This is a genomic window from Nonomuraea sp. NBC_00507, from assembly GCF_036013525.1.
In the GTDB taxonomy this organism is placed as follows: domain Bacteria; phylum Actinomycetota; class Actinomycetes; order Streptosporangiales; family Streptosporangiaceae; genus Nonomuraea.
The window spans coordinates 275,618-293,012 of the sequence record NZ_CP107853.1 but is presented as its reverse complement, the minus strand read 5'-3'; the positions used below and the strand labels follow the sequence as shown (position 1 = coordinate 293,012).

General features: G+C 67.7%; 18 protein-coding genes. 8 read left to right on the top strand and 10 right to left on the bottom strand.

Features of this window, described 5'->3' with window-relative positions; translation table 11 throughout:
• Positions 1-269: 269 nt before the first annotated feature.
• From OHA25_RS01460 to OHA25_RS01450, 3 genes are read left to right on the top strand one after another with little or no spacing between them, the layout of a single operon-like run.
• Positions 270-1,727: an NAD-dependent succinate-semialdehyde dehydrogenase gene (locus tag OHA25_RS01460; RefSeq protein WP_327591227.1), complete on the top strand. Its 1,458-nt coding sequence runs from the start codon at positions 270-272 to the stop codon at positions 1,725-1,727.
• On the top strand, positions 1,724-2,164 hold the full coding sequence (locus tag OHA25_RS01455) for an Ldh family oxidoreductase (RefSeq protein WP_327585831.1): 441 nt from the start codon (positions 1,724-1,726) through the stop codon (positions 2,162-2,164). The genes OHA25_RS01460 and OHA25_RS01455 overlap by 4 nt, the downstream gene beginning before the upstream one ends.
• A gap of 51 nt (positions 2,165-2,215) precedes the next feature.
• Complete coding sequence (locus OHA25_RS01450; RefSeq protein ID WP_327585830.1) at positions 2,216-3,451, top strand: iron-containing alcohol dehydrogenase; 1,236 nt, start codon at positions 2,216-2,218, stop codon at positions 3,449-3,451.
• A gap of 507 nt (positions 3,452-3,958) precedes the next feature.
• Here the strand turns inward: OHA25_RS01450 and OHA25_RS01445 are convergent.
• Positions 3,959-5,242 carry an MATE family efflux transporter gene (locus OHA25_RS01445; protein ID WP_327591226.1) on the bottom strand — a complete coding sequence of 428 codons (1,284 nt, stop codon included), beginning with the start codon at positions 5,240-5,242 and terminating at the stop codon, positions 3,959-3,961.
• A 403-nt stretch (positions 5,243-5,645) separates the two neighbouring features.
• On the bottom strand, positions 5,646-6,014 hold the full coding sequence (locus tag OHA25_RS61065) for a hypothetical protein (protein ID WP_442942040.1): 369 nt from the start codon (positions 6,012-6,014) through the stop codon (positions 5,646-5,648).
• A gap of 736 nt (positions 6,015-6,750) precedes the next feature.
• Between OHA25_RS61065 and OHA25_RS01435 the strand changes: the two genes are divergently transcribed.
• Positions 6,751-7,134, top strand: coding sequence for a thiol-disulfide oxidoreductase DCC family protein (locus tag OHA25_RS01435; protein ID WP_327585829.1), 384 nt, complete (start codon positions 6,751-6,753; stop codon positions 7,132-7,134).
• On the opposite strand, the gene OHA25_RS01430 is transcribed toward OHA25_RS01435, so the two are convergent.
• The 4 genes from OHA25_RS01430 to OHA25_RS01415 form a co-directional block, all read right to left on the bottom strand.
• A complete protein-coding gene (locus OHA25_RS01430) occupies positions 7,030-7,893 on the bottom strand; it encodes a hypothetical protein (protein WP_327585828.1) in 864 nt (287 codons plus the stop codon). The two genes, OHA25_RS01435 and OHA25_RS01430, sit on opposite strands and share 105 nt — an antisense overlap.
• Positions 7,878-8,264, bottom strand: coding sequence for a hypothetical protein (locus OHA25_RS01425; RefSeq protein ID WP_305915021.1), 387 nt, complete (start codon positions 8,262-8,264; stop codon positions 7,878-7,880). The genes OHA25_RS01430 and OHA25_RS01425 overlap by 16 nt, the downstream gene beginning before the upstream one ends.
• Before the next feature lie 466 nt (positions 8,265-8,730).
• Positions 8,731-9,573, bottom strand: a complete 843-nt coding sequence (locus OHA25_RS01420) for an ABC transporter permease (RefSeq protein WP_327585827.1) — start codon at positions 9,571-9,573, stop codon at positions 8,731-8,733.
• On the bottom strand, positions 9,570-10,511 hold the full coding sequence (locus OHA25_RS01415) for an ATP-binding cassette domain-containing protein (protein WP_327585826.1): 942 nt from the start codon (positions 10,509-10,511) through the stop codon (positions 9,570-9,572). Before OHA25_RS01415 ends, OHA25_RS01420 begins: the two co-directional genes overlap by 4 nt.
• A gap of 131 nt (positions 10,512-10,642) precedes the next feature.
• Between OHA25_RS01415 and OHA25_RS01410 the strand changes: the two genes are divergently transcribed.
• The 3 genes from OHA25_RS01410 to OHA25_RS01400 all read left to right on the top strand — a co-directional run bounded on the left by OHA25_RS01410 (position 10,643) and on the right by OHA25_RS01400 (position 13,338).
• On the top strand, positions 10,643-11,776 hold the full coding sequence (locus OHA25_RS01410) for a sensor histidine kinase (RefSeq protein ID WP_327585825.1): 1,134 nt from the start codon (positions 10,643-10,645) through the stop codon (positions 11,774-11,776).
• Between the two features lie 16 nt (positions 11,777-11,792).
• Positions 11,793-12,479, top strand: coding sequence for a response regulator (locus OHA25_RS01405; protein ID WP_305915028.1), 687 nt, complete (start codon positions 11,793-11,795; stop codon positions 12,477-12,479).
• A 415-nt stretch (positions 12,480-12,894) separates the two neighbouring features.
• A complete protein-coding gene (locus OHA25_RS01400) occupies positions 12,895-13,338 on the top strand; it encodes a hypothetical protein (protein WP_327585824.1) in 444 nt (147 codons plus the stop codon).
• Positions 13,339-13,687: 349 nt separating this feature from the next.
• Here OHA25_RS01400 and OHA25_RS01395 read toward each other — a convergent pair whose 3' ends face one another.
• Complete coding sequence (locus tag OHA25_RS01395) at positions 13,688-14,146, bottom strand: hypothetical protein (protein WP_327585823.1); 459 nt, start codon at positions 14,144-14,146, stop codon at positions 13,688-13,690.
• Between the two features lie 170 nt (positions 14,147-14,316).
• Here OHA25_RS01395 and OHA25_RS01390 point away from each other — a divergent pair, with 170 nt between their 5' ends.
• Positions 14,317-14,898 carry a hypothetical protein gene (locus OHA25_RS01390; RefSeq protein ID WP_327585822.1) on the top strand — a complete coding sequence of 194 codons (582 nt, stop codon included), beginning with the start codon at positions 14,317-14,319 and terminating at the stop codon, positions 14,896-14,898.
• 437 nt (positions 14,899-15,335) lie between these two features.
• Here OHA25_RS01390 and OHA25_RS01385 read toward each other — a convergent pair whose 3' ends face one another.
• The 3 genes from OHA25_RS01385 to OHA25_RS01375 form a co-directional block, all read right to left on the bottom strand.
• Positions 15,336-15,665 (bottom strand): helix-turn-helix domain-containing protein, encoded by a 330-nt coding sequence (locus OHA25_RS01385; RefSeq protein WP_185068243.1) that lies wholly within the window; start codon positions 15,663-15,665, stop codon positions 15,336-15,338.
• Positions 15,662-15,796 carry a hypothetical protein gene (locus OHA25_RS01380; RefSeq protein ID WP_327591225.1) on the bottom strand — a complete coding sequence of 45 codons (135 nt, stop codon included), beginning with the start codon at positions 15,794-15,796 and terminating at the stop codon, positions 15,662-15,664. The genes OHA25_RS01385 and OHA25_RS01380 overlap by 4 nt, the downstream gene beginning before the upstream one ends.
• Positions 15,797-16,344: 548 nt before the next feature.
• A complete protein-coding gene (locus tag OHA25_RS01375) occupies positions 16,345-17,373 on the bottom strand; it encodes a LysR family transcriptional regulator (RefSeq protein ID WP_327585821.1) in 1,029 nt (342 codons plus the stop codon).
• Between the last annotated feature and the right edge of the window lie 22 nt (positions 17,374-17,395).

Below are 17,395 nucleotides of genomic sequence, written 5' to 3'. Positions count from 1 at the left end.
GGGGCGGCGACGTCAATATGCGCCCGCACGTGGCAATCGAGCCTCGGCGGACCGTCACTGGTGAGCACGGCCTGACGACGCTGAAGCAGCCATGGCCCGAGAAGGCGATCGGTGGCGCGGGGCGTCGCCCTGCAGCCAGGGCCAAGGTCACATTGACCCGCTCGGCAACCTCGACCCCGACGAGGTCGGGTGACCCGTTCGTCAACGCGCGTGGCGCGATCGCTGAGGTCACGCTGGACATCACCAAGAACATCACAGGAGGCGACGCAATGAGTCCGATGAACGTCCTGGCCCCCGAGCACCGGCGGCTCCGGATTGGCGACGCCTGGCGCGACGCCGCCAGCGGAGCCACTTTTGTCGTCGAGGACCCGGCCACCGGCAAGACCATCGCCGAGGTGGCGGACGCCGACGTCGTTGACGGGCTCGCCGCTCTGGACGTGGCGAGCAACGCAATGGCGGAGTGGGCGGCGACCCCGCCGCGAAAACGGTCAGAGTTGTTGACCGCGACGTACCGGGCACTGACCGAGCGATCCGAGGAGGTCGCCCGGCTGATAACGCTCGAGATGGGCAAGCCGCTCGCCGAGGCTCGGGGAGAGGTGGCCTACGGCGCCGAGTTCTTCCGTTGGTTCGCCGAGGAGGCGGTGCGCGTCGAGGGGCGCTACAACACCGCTCCCGCTGGTGGATATCGCATCCTCACCGTGCCGAGGCCGGTCGGACCGTGCGTCTTCGTGACGCCCTGGAACTTTCCGTTGGCCATGGGTGCCCGCAAGATCGCTCCTGCGCTGGCGGCGGGCTGCACGACGATCACCAAGCCAGCAGCCCAGACGCCACTCACCATGCTGTTCCTGGCCCGCATCATGGAGGAGGTCGGCGTTCCCCCGGGCGTCGTCAACGTCGTGACAACCAAGCGTGCCGGCGAGGTGGTCTCAGCACTGCTGGCCGACCGTCGGACCCGCAAGCTTTCGTTCACCGGGTCGACCGAGGTCGGGCGCGTGCTGCTACGACAGGCGGCGGACAACGTGCTGCGCACCTCCATGGAACTGGGCGGCAACGCGGCCTTGATCGTGTGTGCCGACGCGGACCTGGACGTCGCGCTCGACGGTGCCATGGTGGCCAAGATGCGCAACATCGGGGAGTCCTGCATCGCGGCCAACCGAATCTACGTCGAGGAGCCGGTGCGCGAGGAGTTCACGGCGCGCTTCGCCAAGCGGATGGGCGCGCTCTCGGTGGGCCATGGTCTCGACGACGGCGTGGACGTCGGGGCGTTGATCGACGAGGCCTCGGTCACCAAGATCGACGAGCTCGTCGCCGACGCGGTCAATCGCGGAGCCCGTGTCTTGGTGGGCGGCGAGCGTCCGGATGGGCCGGGCCACTTCTACCCGCCTACGGTCCTCGTCGACGTGCCCGAAGACGCGCGGATGCTGGAGGCGGAAATCTTCGGCCCGGTGGCCCCGATCATCTCGTTCACGTCCGACGACGAGGTGATGGCGAAGGCCAACGACACCGAGCACGGCCTGGCCGGATACGTCTTCACCCGTGACCTCCAGCGGGCGCTCCGGTTCGCCGAGGGGCTAGAGACGGGGATGCTCGGCATCAACCGTGGTCTGATCTCGGACCCGTCAGCTCCGTTCGGAGGCGTGAAGCAGTCCGGGATCGGCAAGGAGGGGTCGCACGAGGGCATCCTTGAGTACCTCGACGTCACCTACGCGGCGATCGACCTACCGTGACCGGCCCGCTGCTCCGGGTGCCCGCCGAGGATCACCGCGCCCTGTGCGCACATGACCTGACCGGCCTCCACCCGTGGGGCGGGACCCGGGCCATGGTCGGCACGGATCCGCTGGCACCAGGGGACGCCGTCGACTCCGCCGGTGTGCGCGCCACAGACGCGGCCGCGGCGGTGGATGGGGCGATCAGCCCTTTCGGCGGTCCCAAAGGCTACGCCCTCGGGCTCATGATCGAGGTGCTGGTCGCGACCTTGACTCGTACCGCCCTTGGCGACGATGTCCGCGGGACCCTCGACCCGACTGACCAGCCCACCAAGGGCGACGTCTTCATCGCGATGGACCCGAGGGCGCCCGGGCACGACCGAGTCTGGGAGCCCGGCGCGCGCGCCTGCGCCACCCGGCAGCCAACCTTGCCGACGCCGTCCCGGTCTCGCAGGTGACCTGGACGTCCGCCCAGCAAATCACCGCCGACGTTCCAGAGAGGCACTGACATGCTTGAGACCGTCCGCGGACCACGCCAGCTGATAGTGGGCGAAGGGGTCGCGCAGAACATCCCACGAGTGGTGGCCGAGTGTGGCTCGCGAGTCCTCATCGTGACCGACCGGGTTCTTCTGGGGCAGCCGGGCGTGGCCGAGATCGTGGCCGCCGTGCGGGAGAAGGTCGAAGCCGTCGGGGTGTTCGCCGACGCGACTCCGGACGTGCCACTCACTGATGTCGCCCTGGCCGTCTCGGTCGCCGCAGAGGTGGACGCCGACGTAATCCTCGCCATCGGGGGTGGCACGGTGATCGACCTCGCCAAAATCGTCGGCGTCATCCGGTGCCACGGTGGGACGCCGCGCGACTTCTACGGGGAGTCGAAGGTGCCGGGGCCGACGATGCCTCTCGTCGCGGTCCCGACGACGTCAGGCACCGGCTCCGAGCTCACGCCCGTCTCGGTGTTGACCGACCCGGACCGCGAGCTGAAGGTGGGGGTCTCCAGCGTCCACATCGTGCCCGACTTCGCCATCGTCGACCCCGAGCTCACCTACACCTGCCCTGCGACCGTCACTGCCCACTCCGGCATCGACGCGTTTTGTCACGCGGTGGAGAGCTACACCGCGCGACCCCGGGCCCACGGACCGCGCGACCCGGTGGAGCAGGTCTTCCTCGGCCGCAACCCGATCACCGATCACTACGCGCTCCTGGCCGCGGAGCGGATCGCCCGCAGCTTGCCCCATGTCGTCAGGGACGGAGGCGACAGGGACGCGCGCGCGGACATGTCCTATGGGTCCATGCTAGCCGGGCTCGCATTTTCCCACGCAGGCAACGCGGCTCCGCACGCTCTCCAGTACCCCATCGGCGCAGCCACCCACACACCGCACGGCCTGGGCGTCGGGCTGCTGCTGCCCTACGCGCTGGACGCGGCCAGGGATGCCATCGGCGACCGGTTGGCCATCCTCGCCGGGGTGTGCGGGCTCGACGTGACCGACGCCTCGGATGCCGAGGCTGCAGATACGTTCCTCACCTGGCTCGACGGGCTCCTTGCCGACATCGGCATCCCTACTACCTTGGCGGACATCGGCGTGGCACGCGCCGACCTCTCGCGCTTCGCGGAGATGGCCAGTGGCGTCACCCGCTTGATCCAGAACCATCCAGGCCCGACCGACACCGCCAGCCTGACCGCGATCCTCGAAGCGGCCTGGATCGGGGACCGGACCCGACACGTCCTGACTCCGGAGCAGAGATAGTGACGGGCCTTTCACATGACGACGAGTTTCCTGCCCCACCCTGGGTATCGGAATTGTCGGCTACGCGGCATGAAGGTGCAGAACGCTGACTGATCCTATGGAACCACCTGTCCAACGATTGCGGGGACCAAGGTCTCCATCAAAGCCGGGGGCGCGAGAAGCGGCCCCACCGCTCGTGCGGGATCAGGCACCAGGTGTTGATCGTTGATGCATGGTCATCAACGGGATTTGGCCCCACTTGTTGATCGTGGAACCTTGATCGCGGATGAGTTTGGCCCCACCCGCGAGGTTAGAAGCGTGACTGGTCTGCAGATCAGCATCACCTGTCACACTCAGTAGTTACTGATTGTTAACGTGTGCCATGGGGTGGTTCAGACGAAGAGCCCAGGTCGACTCGGGGATGATCGGTGACGACGGCCACGAGCAGGGAGTGGCCTGGTTGTCGACGCGGCGCGGCTGCGGCGGAACACCGTCCCGTGCCCCGTCCTCGTCCGGCTCCCGTTTGATTCAGCCAGTCGCGGCGGCTGATTGAGCGGCGCTGCCCCTGGCCGACAGTTTTCGTATGTGTCGTATGGCGATGAGCGGCACCGTCACGCCGATCAGGTTGCAGTATGCCACCGCGGCGTAGAAGCCGTCCGCGCTGCCGACGGCGTGTGCCGCCGCCGCGCCGACCGCGACGATTAGGCCGAAGTAGATGGCGTTGAGCACGATGGCCCGGAATCCGCCGCCGGTCTCCTCCATGACGGTCAGCGAGGCGAGCACGGGTCCCTGGACGGCGTAGGTGAGCGCCACGGCGCCCAGGTAACTGCCCGCGGCTGCGGCCACCCCGGCGTCGCCGCCTATCAGCCGCGCCAGCGGGTCATGCAGTGACCACACCAGCGTCGCGATCACCACGTAGGTCACGACGGTGACCTCGATGCCACCGCGCATCGATTCACGTATTCGCCGCCATTCGCCCGCGCCGCGTTGCTGGTTGATGGTGATCGCTGTGGCTGTACCCAGGACCATGCCCGGCAGCAGCACGACGCCCTGCAGGGTGGAAGCGACCGTGAACCCGGCCACCGCGTTCTCCCCGTAGTTCCCGAGGACGCCGATGACCGCGAGGTTGTACGCGGAGAGCACGAGAAAGGACATGGCGATGGGCACACCGATGCGGCGCAGGTCGGTGAACACCTCACGCCGCCAGATCCGGGCGGCCGACGGATGCCACAGCTCGGTGCGGCGCAGCAGCACCAGGCCCATGGTCAGGCCGGTCAGACCCGCTGTCGCCTCGGCGATGGGCACCGCCGCGACCCCGATGTCGACACCGAGCCCGAGGCCGGCCACGAGGCCGATCCTCACGATCGCCGTACAGATGACCAGGACGGTGGCCTGTCGCACATACCCATAGCCACGCAGGCTGGACGCGCACATCTCCTCCCCGACGGCCAGCAGACTGGCCGCGCTGGTCCAGCGCAGGAAGGAGGCAAACGTGTCCCGCAGCCCGGCGTCCACATGAAGGAGACCGGTCAGGGAGGGAGCCGCGACCGCGAGGACCAGGTAGAGGACCGCGCCGAGCCCGAGCCAAACCCTGGCCAGGCTGGCGGCGTTCGACATGACGTCCCGGGGGCGCCCGGCCCCCTTGCTGATCGCTGCGGCGACCTGGTTGCAGACCGCGAAGCCCACACTCAGGGCAAGGACGGTGAGGCTCACAGGCTGATACAGGGAACGTACATAAATGGCCTCTCCCCCCATACGCCCCAGAATCACGATAATTCCGAGCTGGGCAGCGAAATTGAGGGACCCAGCCATAAATAGAGGAACAGCGAGGCCGGAGATGGTTCGCCACACCCCCCTTCTTTCATGAGCGGCCAAGGAAAACATGCGGACCTCCGGAACGCAACGGGATCGGGGCACGAATTGACCCTGCGGGACGATAGCGACATTCATCGACGAATGTCCAGAGGGGGCCTGGCTAGTTCAGGCCAGGTCCGGGAGCATCCCCGTCGCGCACTCTCGTTGGATGGCGTAGATTCGCCCGGGTTCCGCAGTTTGTAGTCACACATGGCGGCTGGGCTGAGAGGATCCGCAGGTAGATGGCTTGCAGAGAGCTCGGGGGGTGTCACGGAAGACCGAGAGTGTAGTAGCACGACTTCGAAGATTTAACGTACGTGAGCTCAAGATTTGTGATTCTGTGTAGTCATGTACTTGCGGTTCACGCGGCGAACCAACGCTGACGGAACACGAACATGTAGCAGGCTGTCAGCTCCCCGGCCAGGTCGATGACCACATCCCCGAAGTCGGCCTCCGCTTCGACTCCAGGCTTGTGCTCTTGATCGATCGGTACTTCCCGTGGTGGCGCCCCGCCCGCCTCAACCTTGATCTCCGGTCGCCGCCAAGACACGTAGTCACAGACCGTCGAGTAGGAAATCCCCTCCATCTCATACTCGGTCACCAGAAACCAGACGCGGGCACCGCCATCGACTACGGCCGCCAGATCGAGCTGGACAAACTCCCGATCAATGAACGCAAGGCCACGCTGCTGCTCGACACCTCCCGCGCCTTTCTCATGTGGAACCAGCACGAAAGTGCACTGCACATCCTGCGCGCCGCAGGCGAGATCGCACCCGAGGAGATCACCGGCCGCCCCGCGGCGCTCCGGCTGGTCCGTGACATCCTGGCAACCGCCCCGATCAGCGTCCGCCGTGAAGCTCGCGAGTACGCGGCAACCCTGGGAGTCATCGCGTGGCCCAACCCGGCAAGGTCCTCTACATCGCCGAATTGATCTCTTAGGTGTCAAGGCGGCGGCGCGGCGCGCCGACGTACCCCCGGCCCTCCGCCCGTCCGCCGTCCGGGCGCGCAGTCTGGGGGCCGGTCCCGGACGGCGGCGGGACGCCGGGCGGGGCGCCGCACGCCTGCTACGCCGCTCTTACCGAACGCACGGACCCGGGTTGCCACGCCGCCGCACGGATGCAGTCCTTACGATCGCCACATCGTGGCCGGTCGCCATACATGGTCGGGGGCGACCGGTGGGCCAGGGCTTCGTTCCTCAGCCCTGGCCCACCGAATTGCGTGGAACTCTCCGGCGAACGAAGACGGACCGCGAGGATGCCAAAGGGACAGGAAGCCGAACGCGACGGCCGCGATGCGTTCGGCCAGCCGCCGCGAGTACGCGATGAGCTCGGGCGGACCCTCGAGGTCGGTGGTCTTCCAGGGCAGGCCACGCGATCTCGTCCACGCACCGGGCTCGCTGACGGCCCGCCACCTGCGTGCGCTCGGCCGTTGATGACGGTGAGGCGGTAGCGCGTACAGTCTGTCCCATGGGACCCGTACTCGTCTTCGACGGAGACTGTGGATTCTGTACGATGTGCGTCCGGTTCATCCAGCGGCGTATGCGGACCCGGGCGCGGATCACGGCCTGGCAGTTCGCCGACCTCGCCAGCCTCGGCGTGACGCGTGAGCGCGCCCAGTACGAGCTGCTGTGGATCTCCGAAAGCGGCGTGTACGGCGGAGCCCAGGCAGTAGCCAAGCTGCTGATCGACGCCGGGTTGCCGTGGAGCCCGCTGGGACTGGTCCTGCGGCTGCCGCCGATGCGCTGGCTAGGGCACGGGCTCTACCGGCTCACCGCGAACAATCGAAGCCGCCTGCCCGGCGGCACCCCGGCGTGCGCGCTTCCCGGGGATGGGCAGACGCTCCAGCGGTAGGAACGCGGCCAGGCAGATCACGTGCGGCAGGAAGTGAATCGTGATCACCGCCCACGTCATCAGGTGGAAGCCGAGGAAGAAGGCCACACCCGTGTACAGCGCGCGGCCACGCACGAACAACACGACCGGCGAGACCGTCTCGGCAAGCAGGACGAGCCACTGGCCGATGAGGAGCGCGCCTGGGATGTCCGCCACGAAGTGACCGAAGAACGTGCCGCGGCGGGCGATCGCCCATTGGAAGGTGGCGCCGTTCGGCCACTCCCATCCGCCATGGCGGATCTTCGCGTACGCGGACAGGAAGTAGGTGGCCACGACCGCGATCTGCACGCAGCGCACCGCCCACCCCGCCGCCTCCTCGCCGGCCCGGCCCACCGTGGGCAGCACGAAGAGGGCCACGATCAGGGCGAGGTGGTCGTGGTCGACCTTGCCGTACGACATGGCGAGCATGGCCCACTGCAGATAGCCGAGCGCTGCCACGTACCCCGCCGCGCGGGGCAGCCGGCCGGTCGCCGCGATCAGTGCCGCGACGACGACGATCGCGAACAAGGGGTAGACCAGCGCCTCGGTCGCCCCCGGTAAGTGGAGCAGACGTGCCAGGAGGACCGGCTGATAGACGGACGTGGCCTGCGTGTGCCCCCACACGCTCCCGGTGAACAACAGCATGTCCAGGGGCAGGAACAGATAGACGATGACCCGGAGGATGCCGATCCGCCGTAGGGGGATCGGGGGAAACCACCAACGCGTCAGCGCACCGACCATGACACCCTCACAACGTTGCGGGTCCACGCCGGGCGCCGGTCCCTCAGCTTGATGACCTTGGTGATGACATGAAGTTTCGTCAGACGCGGAGCCTTCGGGTGGAGCCGGGCATACGCCTCGGCCATTTCCTGGAGTAGCGCCGGATTGTTGATATATCGGGTCAGCTGGCCCTCTAGTTCGGCGCGGCGGATCCCGACGTATGACGGCTCGATGGGAATCTCGAACCTCGCGCCCGCCGCGGTCTCCGCCTCCATGAAGAGCGATTTGATCTCCCCATCAGGCGGAACACTGAAGGCGTATTGGACCATCGGCCCAAATGGGAACAGATCGTCGTCGCCTGCAACCGTTCCGTAGCCGAGCGCGACGAGCACAGTTCCCGCCGTGATTAACCGCCCCGTCTTACTTCCCCTTGAAAGTGTTGCCCCCATGCGCGGTAAAGCTAGCAGAACGAAAGTCCTGATTGCCGCCAATCTGGATATGTCGCCATAGAGGGGCCTATGAGCTATCCCCTCCGCAAGCGGACAAACCGCAATCAAAGAACATTAATCCCAAAAAAGCGCATTCCACGGCTGCGCCGGCGCCGCTCGGTACACGACCCTTCGCTGAGCGTCAAAGTACTTTCCGTCTAGCGTCGGCCCTGGGGCACTCAGCCCTTGTCGTTCGGGGTGCGGACGGGGTCCGCCGAACGAGCCGTTGCGCGTATCTAGGCCGACATGGCATCGAGAGATCTTGGAAGAGAGCCCGCAGGGTTATCGATGCTCACGTCCGGAGGCGCTCTCGGATGTGCAACGGTGCTGGTCAGAGGCCCATAAGGGCCGTGAGCAGGGCGCGGTACGGTCAGGGGTCGCGGCGGGAGATGGCGGCGGACGCGGCCGCCAGCGCGAGCGCGATGTATCCGAGCAGCACTAGCGCCGCCCCGGCGGGCGGCAGCCACGCGTCCGGGATGCGGCCGGGCAGCAGGTTGGAGGCCATCGGCAGGGTCAGCGAGCCGATCCGCTCGTTCCACGGGTCCGGCAGCAGCGAGATGAGCGCGGGCACCACGAACAGCAGGGCGAAGATCGCGATGAACCCTCCGCCCGACGAGCGCAGCACGGTCCCCACACCCAGCCCCATCAGTCCCATCACCATGCAACTGAACCCGGCGCCGAGGACGGAGGCCAGCGCGTACGGCGACGCGAGGGTCACGCCGATGCCCCGGGTGCCGAGCACGGCCTGGCTGACGAAGAAGACGGCGAACGAGCTGAGCTGGCCGGCGATGAGCGAGATCACGCCGACCACCAGCGCCTTCGCCATCAGCAGGGTGCGCCGCTGCGGTACCGCGGTGAGCGTCTGGCGCAGCATGCCTGTGGTGCTCTCCGAGGTGATGGCGAGGATGCCGAAGGCGGCCAGGACCAGGTAGGTGACCTGAAGCGCGGTCCCGCCCGCCGCTGACGGGTCGAACCCGGACCGGCCCTGCTCGGACAGCCGATCCCATGAGCTGGCCGCGCTCAGTGCCAGCCCGCCGCCGAGCACGACCGGCAGCGGCAGCACGGCCAGCAGGTAGTACGTTGAGCGCAGCGAGCGGATCTTGAGCCACTCCGCCGCGACGAGGTCCCGGACCAGCCGGGTGCGAGAGGGTTGCAGCGTGCGGCCGTCCGGCTCGACGTGGCTGCTCGCGATGTAGGTGTGACCGGTCCTCATGCCTGCCGCCGTTCCGTTCTGTGGTCAGTGCTGCTGTCGGTGAGCTCCATGAACGCCTCTTCCAGCGACGCGCTGCGCGGGATGATCTCGTACAGCGGGATGCCGTGCGCGGCGGCCAGCTCGGAGATCCACGCGTTGTCCAGCGCGGGAGTGCGGGCGGCGTCGCGCCGGCTGCCGCTGACGGCCATCCCCCCGCCCGGTTCGGGGCGCACCACTGCGCCGTGCGCGAGCAGCAGCCGCTTCAGCTCGTCCTCCCGCGGGGTGCGCACCAGCACGTCCCGGTGGAACCGCGCGACGAGCTCGCCGACGGTCGCCTCGGTGATCAGCCGGCCGCGCCCGATGATGATGACCCGGTCGGCGGTGAGCGCCATCTCGCCCATCACGTGGCTGGAGACGAAGACCGTGCGGCCCTCGTCCGCCAGCGTGCGCAGCAGCCCGCGGATCCACCGGATGCCCTCGGGGTCGAGCCCGTTGACCGGCTCGTCGAGGATGAGCACGCCAGGGTCGCCGAGCAAGGCCGCCGCGAGCCCCAGCCGCTGCCGCATGCCGAGCGAGAAGCCGCCCACCCGCCGGTGCGCCGCGTCCGCCAGGCCGACCTGGTCCAGCACCTCGGTCACCCGCCGCCGGCCGATGCCGTTGGTAAGGGCCAGGACGGACAGGTGGTGGTAGGCCGAGCGGCCGGCGTGGGCGGCGTCCGCGTCCAGCAGTGCGCCGACGGAGTAGAGCGGACGGACCAGCGACCTGTAGGGCCGGCCGCCGATGAGCGCCTCGCCCGAGGTGGGGGCGACCAGGCCGAGTATCGCCCGCATGGTGGTCGACTTCCCCGCGCCGTTCGGGCCGAGGAACCCCGTCACCAGGCCCGGCATCACGTTGATGGACAGGTTGTCGACGGCGGTCCTGGACCCGTGGCGCTTGGTCAGGTTCCGTACTTCAATCATGTCTCCACGATCGCGAAAGGCCGGGCCCGCGTCATCGAGCCCAGGTCTGGACGTCTCCGCCCTGGGTCGGAGGCCGCCGTCTCCGACCCAGGGCGGATGCCCTCGGGCGGGGCGGTACGTAAAGTGACCGCATGGATGGCCTCCGTCCGCTGCTGGCCTCGCGCTTACTCCGCCGTCATCTGGTCGTGTTCGACATGGCACTGGGCGTCCTGCTCGGCCTGGTCGCGCTGGAACGGGTGGCCGTGCCGCCGTACGGCTGGCTGTTCGGCGTCGCCCTGGGACTCGCAGCCGGGCTGCGGCGGCTCTGGCCGCTGCCCACCCTCGCCGTAGTGCTGGCTCTCGCGGCCGTCGGGGTGCAGGCCGGCGCGCTGATCAACCCGTGGCTGGTGTGGGCGTTCGTGCTCTACACGGTCGGGCTGGCGACCTCGGGCCCGCCGGCCTACCTCGGCCTCGCGGCCGGCCTGGCCGGCGTCGCCGCCCTGGTACCGCTGACGCACGAGCCCAACCTGGTGGGCAGCGTCGGGCTGATCGGGCTGAGCTGGCTGACCATGGCGGCCGCCTGGCTGCTCGGCCTGGCCGTACGGGAGCGGCGGACCGGCGCGGCCAGGGTCGCCGAGCAGCAGGCCCGCCTCGCCGTGGCCGAGGAGCGGGTCCGCCTCGCCCGGGAACTACACGACATCGTCGCGCACAGCCTCAGCTTGATCGCCATGCGGTCCGGCGTCGCGGTGCATGTGGCCGGGGAACGCCCCGGAGAGGCGGTCAAGGCGCTGGAGGTGATCCAGGAGACCAGTCGCGGCGCGCTCGACGAGATGCGGCGCATGGTGGGCGTCCTGCGCTCCGCCGGCGTCGGCGACCCGGAGGACTCCCCGCTCACCCCCGTGCCGGGACTGGTCGGTTTGGAGACCCTGGCCGGCCGGGCGCGAGAGGCGGGCGTGCGGGTCACCATTAACGTAGACGGCGGGCACGACCTGCCCCGCGGCGTGGAGAGCACGGTCTTCCGCATCGTGCAGGAGTCCCTCACGAACGTGATCAAGCACGCGGGGGAGCGGGTGTCCTGCGCGGTCTCGGTCGCGGTGACCCCCATGGAGGTCCTGGTCGAGGTGATCGACGACGGGAAAGCCGGTAGGGTCCCCTCCACCCAGGTGGGCGGGCACGGCCTCATCGGCATGCGGGAGCGGGCCCTGCTCCAGGGCGGGGAGTTCACCGCCGGCCCGCGGGAACAGGGCGGATTCCGGGTCGCGGCCAGGCTGCCGTACCGCCGGTGACAAGGGACGGAGGCTCATGACCGAGGGCATCAAAGTGCTCATCGCCGACGACCAGGTGCTGCTCCGCGGCAGTTTGCGCCTGCTGCTCGAATCGGCGCCCGACATCGAGGTCGTGGGCGAGGCCGGGACCGGTGGCGAGGTGCTGGAGCTGGTGCCGAGCTGCCACCCCGACGTGATCCTGATGGACGTGCAGATGCCCGGCATGGACGGCATCGAGGCCACCCGGCGGGTCTGCGCGAGCCCGGAGAGCCGCGTGCGGGTGCTCGTCCTGACCACCTTCGACATGGACGAGTACGTCTACGGCGCGCTCCGGGCGGGAGCGAGCGGCTTCATCCTGAAGGACACACTGCCCGCCGATCTGCTCGCCGCGATCCGGGTGGTGGCGGGGGGCGACGCACTCATCTCGCCCGCCGTGACGCGGCGGCTCATCGCCGAGTTCGCCGGGCGGCCGGAACCGCTGACCGTCCCCGCCCGCAACCGCGCCCTGGCGGGGGTCACCGATCGGGAGCGCGAGGTGCTGCTACACGTCGCCCGCGGCCTGTCCAACACCGAGATCGCCCGTCACCTGCAGGTCAGCCTGGCCACGGTGAAGACCCACATCGGCAGCCTGCTGGCGAAACTCGGTGCCCGCGACCGGGCCCAGCTCGTCATCGTCGCCTACGAGGCCGGCCTGGTCGAGGCGCGGCCCCGCAGACACGGCTGACCCCCCGCCCGTCACAGGGGGCGGCGGAAGCCGCGGACCGCCACCACGGGGGCGAACGCCGACAGCAGCAGGCTGAGCAGGACCGCCAGCAGCGCCGCATCCGTGTATCCGTAACCTCTTACCGACCGGGGTCACGATCACGCTCCCGGCGACAGGAGCGCGCGCATGAATGCCATGAACGAAGCTCCCGACATCGATCGTGGATTTCTGCACAATCCGTACACGCCAGCTCGGCGGAATCGCCACCAGCGAAAGATAGGATCACGCGGTGGACATAACGAGCGATCTTCCTAATGCGTCTCGCCAGCGCGCTCCCATGAACGTCAGCGGTAGGGCATGGGGGACGGTCGCCGTATTGCTGGGGCTCGGGACGATTTATGCGACGAGTGTTCCCGGGTGGCATTTCACGTGGCTCATGCTCGTCGGCGTGGGCTGGCTGTCGTTCGGCGTGGGCTGGCTGATCGTGCTCGGTGTCGTCCTTGTCAGGCGGGGGAGGCTAGTCGCATTGCGTCGTAACTGGCCGTTCTGGGCGGTGCCGCCCCTGATTTTGGCGTTGGCCGGCTCACTGGTCTACGTCGGTGCGCCGGTCAGGATGCGTTTCGAGTTGTCGCGCAGTAGCCTCGACCACTTCGCGAAGACGGTGTCAGAGGGGACGCCGCCGGGGACGCGGAATTGGATCGGCCTATATCCCGTCGAGTACCTTGAAGGATCCCGCCGGGCCTTCGGCTTCATGATCGAAGACACGGGCTTCTTCGGAAGGTACGGCCTCGCCTGGAGTCCGAAGGGCGAGCCGGACATCGACGCGCCGGGCTACTACCGTCACTTCGACGGACCGTGGTACATCTGGATCGACGATTGATAGACGATTCGTCCGTCGCGAGCGCCAAGTGCTCGCCAGGCAGGGGGTACCTCGGCGAGGTGAACCATTGGCCTTGCTGGGAGCCACCTTGGGAGCCACTCGAGCGGATTCGCGGGACACCGGCGTTTTTTGCCATGCGAGTCGAAGGCACTATTGAGGTTCCGCGGTTCGCTGGTGTGCCGTACTTCGTGGTGAACACCCAGGTCCGACCTCTTCCACCTGACACCATCCGCTTCGCGGGCCTGGTCTTGCAGCTCGCGACACTGTTTGAGCGCAACACCGAAGAACCCCCGGCCATTTATCGGCGAAAGTCACGCGTACGGCACACGTGCCGTACGCGTTCAGGAACTCACACCCACCAGGTGATGCACTTGGCCGCGCTGCCGCCGGGCATGACGTCCTTCGCGCAGGCCTTGTAACCCCAGCCGGCCTTGCTGCGGTGCGCCTTGGAGTAGGCGGTCTTGCTCTTGATCTGTGTAGTGCCGCTGGATTCCCACTTCCTCGTCGAGGGGTTGTAAACCTCCAGCCAGAGAATGTCGTTGTCGCCCATATTGCCGGCGGGGTTGGGGACCCGAGCCCACAGGTAGTAGTTGCTGCCCCACTTGCCCGACCGGATCTGCAGCGTGTACGTGTCAGGCGTGACCGTGACGGTCTTCGACGTCACCGTGCCCACGTTGGTGGCGTACTTCGGCGCGCTGGACGACCAGTAGTTCGCCGCCTGGGCGCTGGAGGTGCTCATGGCCAGCGTGGCCGCCGCCACCAGGCCCACGGTGCCGATAGACGCGATGCGCCCCACGATCTTCCGCATGCGTACGATCTTCTCCTTCTGACGACTTCTTGTCTCGCTAGACCCTAGGGAGCGCCGGTATAGCGCGGGTATGCCGCAGCGGGCAGGGAGAAGGTCGGTTAACAATTGGGATAGGTGCGGGGTTGCGGCTTCCCGTCTAACGCCGTCTGATCCTCGACTACGGTTCCCGCATGAGCGACAACGCATCGACGGCGGCCACCGCCAAGGTGTTCGTCTCCTACAGCAAGATCCTCATCAAGGCCCTCGGCGAGGTTGACTACACCGATCCTCCGAGTCATGCCCCTAACGGACTGGTGGCTGCCCACCTGGATGCTGCTGCAATTTTCACCGGGGTGCATACCGGCTATGTGAGCGTCACAGTGCAGACGACCACTTCCGCACCTCCTCTCGACGGGGTGCGGCAGTGGGCCGACGTGGAGGAGGTGATGTTCCCCACCTCAATCGGGGACATGCGCCTGTTCGGCTTCATGGGCGATACCCCTCCACCAGATCTTCCTTCGCTTACCCCTCAAGGGCCTGGGGTGTACAGGCTGCGGGTGCATGCTTCGGCTCGCCCCCGTATCGCTCCCCCCGACGCTGACGAGCCGGTCGAGGACTATCTCGTCTGCGCATGGCCCCTCGCGCTCGGCCGGGATGCAGCCATCGAGGCGGCAGAGGACTTGCCCGACCTGACGAGTGCAAATGTTCGCGCTTACAGGGAACGGCTCTCCTCCGACGATCCTGGGCGTATCCACCGCTCCCCGCGACGCTGATCAGGAGGAGCACCCGAGGATCTGCATCCGCGATTCATGGGCGAATCGGTTCGAACGCGACCATCTGCCGGCCTTGTCGCCGACCACAAGGGGATCGCTCAGGCAGGGGAGCTGTGGGAGGCGCTAGACGTCCGAACGCGTGACGGCCCGCCTTGTCATCGTCGGCACAGACCCGCGCTGACTGCGACGGCCAACGTGGCCGCCTCGTATAGGGCGTCCTCGATTCGCCCGGCATCAGTGGCCCCCGGCGTGCTTGGGCCAACTGGCCGACCAGCAGCCGCACGTGCTGAAGCCATCGCCAAGGTCACTGAGGTTCTGGCACCCCGTCGCCGTGCCCACTAATTGACCCCAGTGGCGGCTCGTCCAGCTATCGGAGCTGAGAACAACTTCTTGGGTCCCAGCTATTCGAACCACAGTGTGAAATCACGGGCTCATGGTCAAGCGACCCGCACCGAGTGGGGTCCGACGCTGATCGTCACATCCACGTGACCACCAAGGGCGGCTGCGTAGGCGCGGATGGTCTCGAGTTCCATCGAGTCCAGATCACCGTTCTCGATCTGAGACACACGTGCTTGTGAGATTCCAAGGGCAGCCGCCACCTCGGATTGTGTCTTGCCGACAGACTTGCGCAGTTCCTTCAAGTGGTGGCCGGCGACGTAGGCATCCAGCTGGGCGTCGGCAGCGGCCTGCCGCTGTGGATCGGCCAGTTCGGGGTACAACCGGTGCGCTTCCGCCTTGACCTCACGCCAGTTTCGTCCTGGGCTCATCGCTTGTCCTCCCTCTTCCTCTCAGCCGATTTCGCGGCGCGGTACTCGGCGTAGCGTGCTTTGGCTAGTGGGATTGCTTCCTCGTACCAGCGCGACCACCTGCCGGCCTTGTCGCCGGCTACAAGGAAGATGGCTTCCCTGTCCGGGTCGAAGACGAACGCCGTCTATCAGGGTGTCCACCAGCGGACGTCCGAGAGCCGGGCCGACTTCTGCAAGCCGGTCGATGGCTCATTCTGTGAGAGAGGCGGACTCTGGGTCGCTCTCGTAGAGCTTGAGGAACCATGATTCGACAGGTTCGAGCAGCACGATCTCCCAGGCCATACACATATTATAATGCTGAGCTTATGTCCAGGCGGGTAGATGATCCACCTTGAGCGATGATGGGGAAGGCCTGTTGCGGAGACACCGCCATGTTGGCTCTTCCAAGAAGTACTTCTACTCTCGCCGTGTCTCATCGGCGATCCAGGCCAGGTCAAACACAGGCCCGAGGGGTGGCCGCCGAGGCCCAATCGATGGAGAAACGACCGGAACTCATCGGGGATAGCGGCGCCGATCACCTCCTCCAGGGCATCCGCCTCGGTTGCCGGGAGTGGAGCGATGGAGGAAGCGCCGATTCTGGCCAGCTCTTCGCCTAACTCGACCAAGTGATTTCTGATCGCATGACATACGACTCATCCAACTAGATGATCTTCGGTATGTCGGGTCGTGACAGTGCCGTCGGCCCCCGGAGATCGCCATCCCCGTGACCATGTCCCGACCGCCTCAGCACCGCCTCGTCGGCCTCGGGCAGCCAGGAGTGCGGCGGCCGGCGCAGCGGGCGCCCCACCCTCCGGAATTCCGTCACGGCCTGGAGTAGCGCGTCCAGACCCGGATGCCGCAGCCCCTCGGGGAAGACGAGGTTCTCCAGGGCGAGCGGCACGGGATCGACCAGGGGCCGCACCACGGCGCCGGGGATCCCGCCGATCTTGGCCGTGGCCAGCACGGGCTCTTGGTGCCGCTGCAGGTAGAGGCCCATCTCGTGGGATCCGACCGGCGGTGCGTGTGGCGTGGCCAGGGTGAGCCCGAACTCCTCAGCCAGGCGCTCGCCCAGGTCGGTCCACTCGGTGGTGGCGGGGTTGCCCGCCATGGCGTCCAGCGGGAAGTCGGCCAGCACGCCGAGCGGCACCTCCTCCAGTGCGGTCAGCGGATGGTCCTCGGGCACCAGGAGGGCGAGCGGATCCAGCCGCACGGGCACCTGGGCCAGTCCCTTGCGCACGTCGGCGGGCAGTCCGGCGAACCGGCCGAACGACACGTCGAGACGCCCCTCCCGCATGGCGGCGACCCCGGAGGCCAACCCCCCGTGGAAGCGTGCGAGTATCTCCACTCCCGGCGCCAGCTCCCGGGCTCTGACCAGCGGCTGCGGCGGCTCGTGCCCCTGCATGTTGACGTCCACGAGCAGCGGCCCTCGAGCGCCGGAGACCTCCGCGACCAACTCGTCGTGCAGCGCGAGCAGCCGCCTAGCCCCGGACAGCAGCCGCGCTCCCTCCGCGGTCAGCTCCACCCGCCGGGTGGACCTGGTGAACAGCGCCGCCCCGAGCTGCTCCTCCAGCCGCCGCACGTCGCGGCTGAGCGCTTGCTGGGCCACGTACAGGCGGGCGGCGGCGCGGCCGAAGTGCAGCTCCTCGGCGACGGTCACGAACACCCTGAGCAGCCGGGGATGCAGGTCCACGCGGCAACATTAACAACAGATC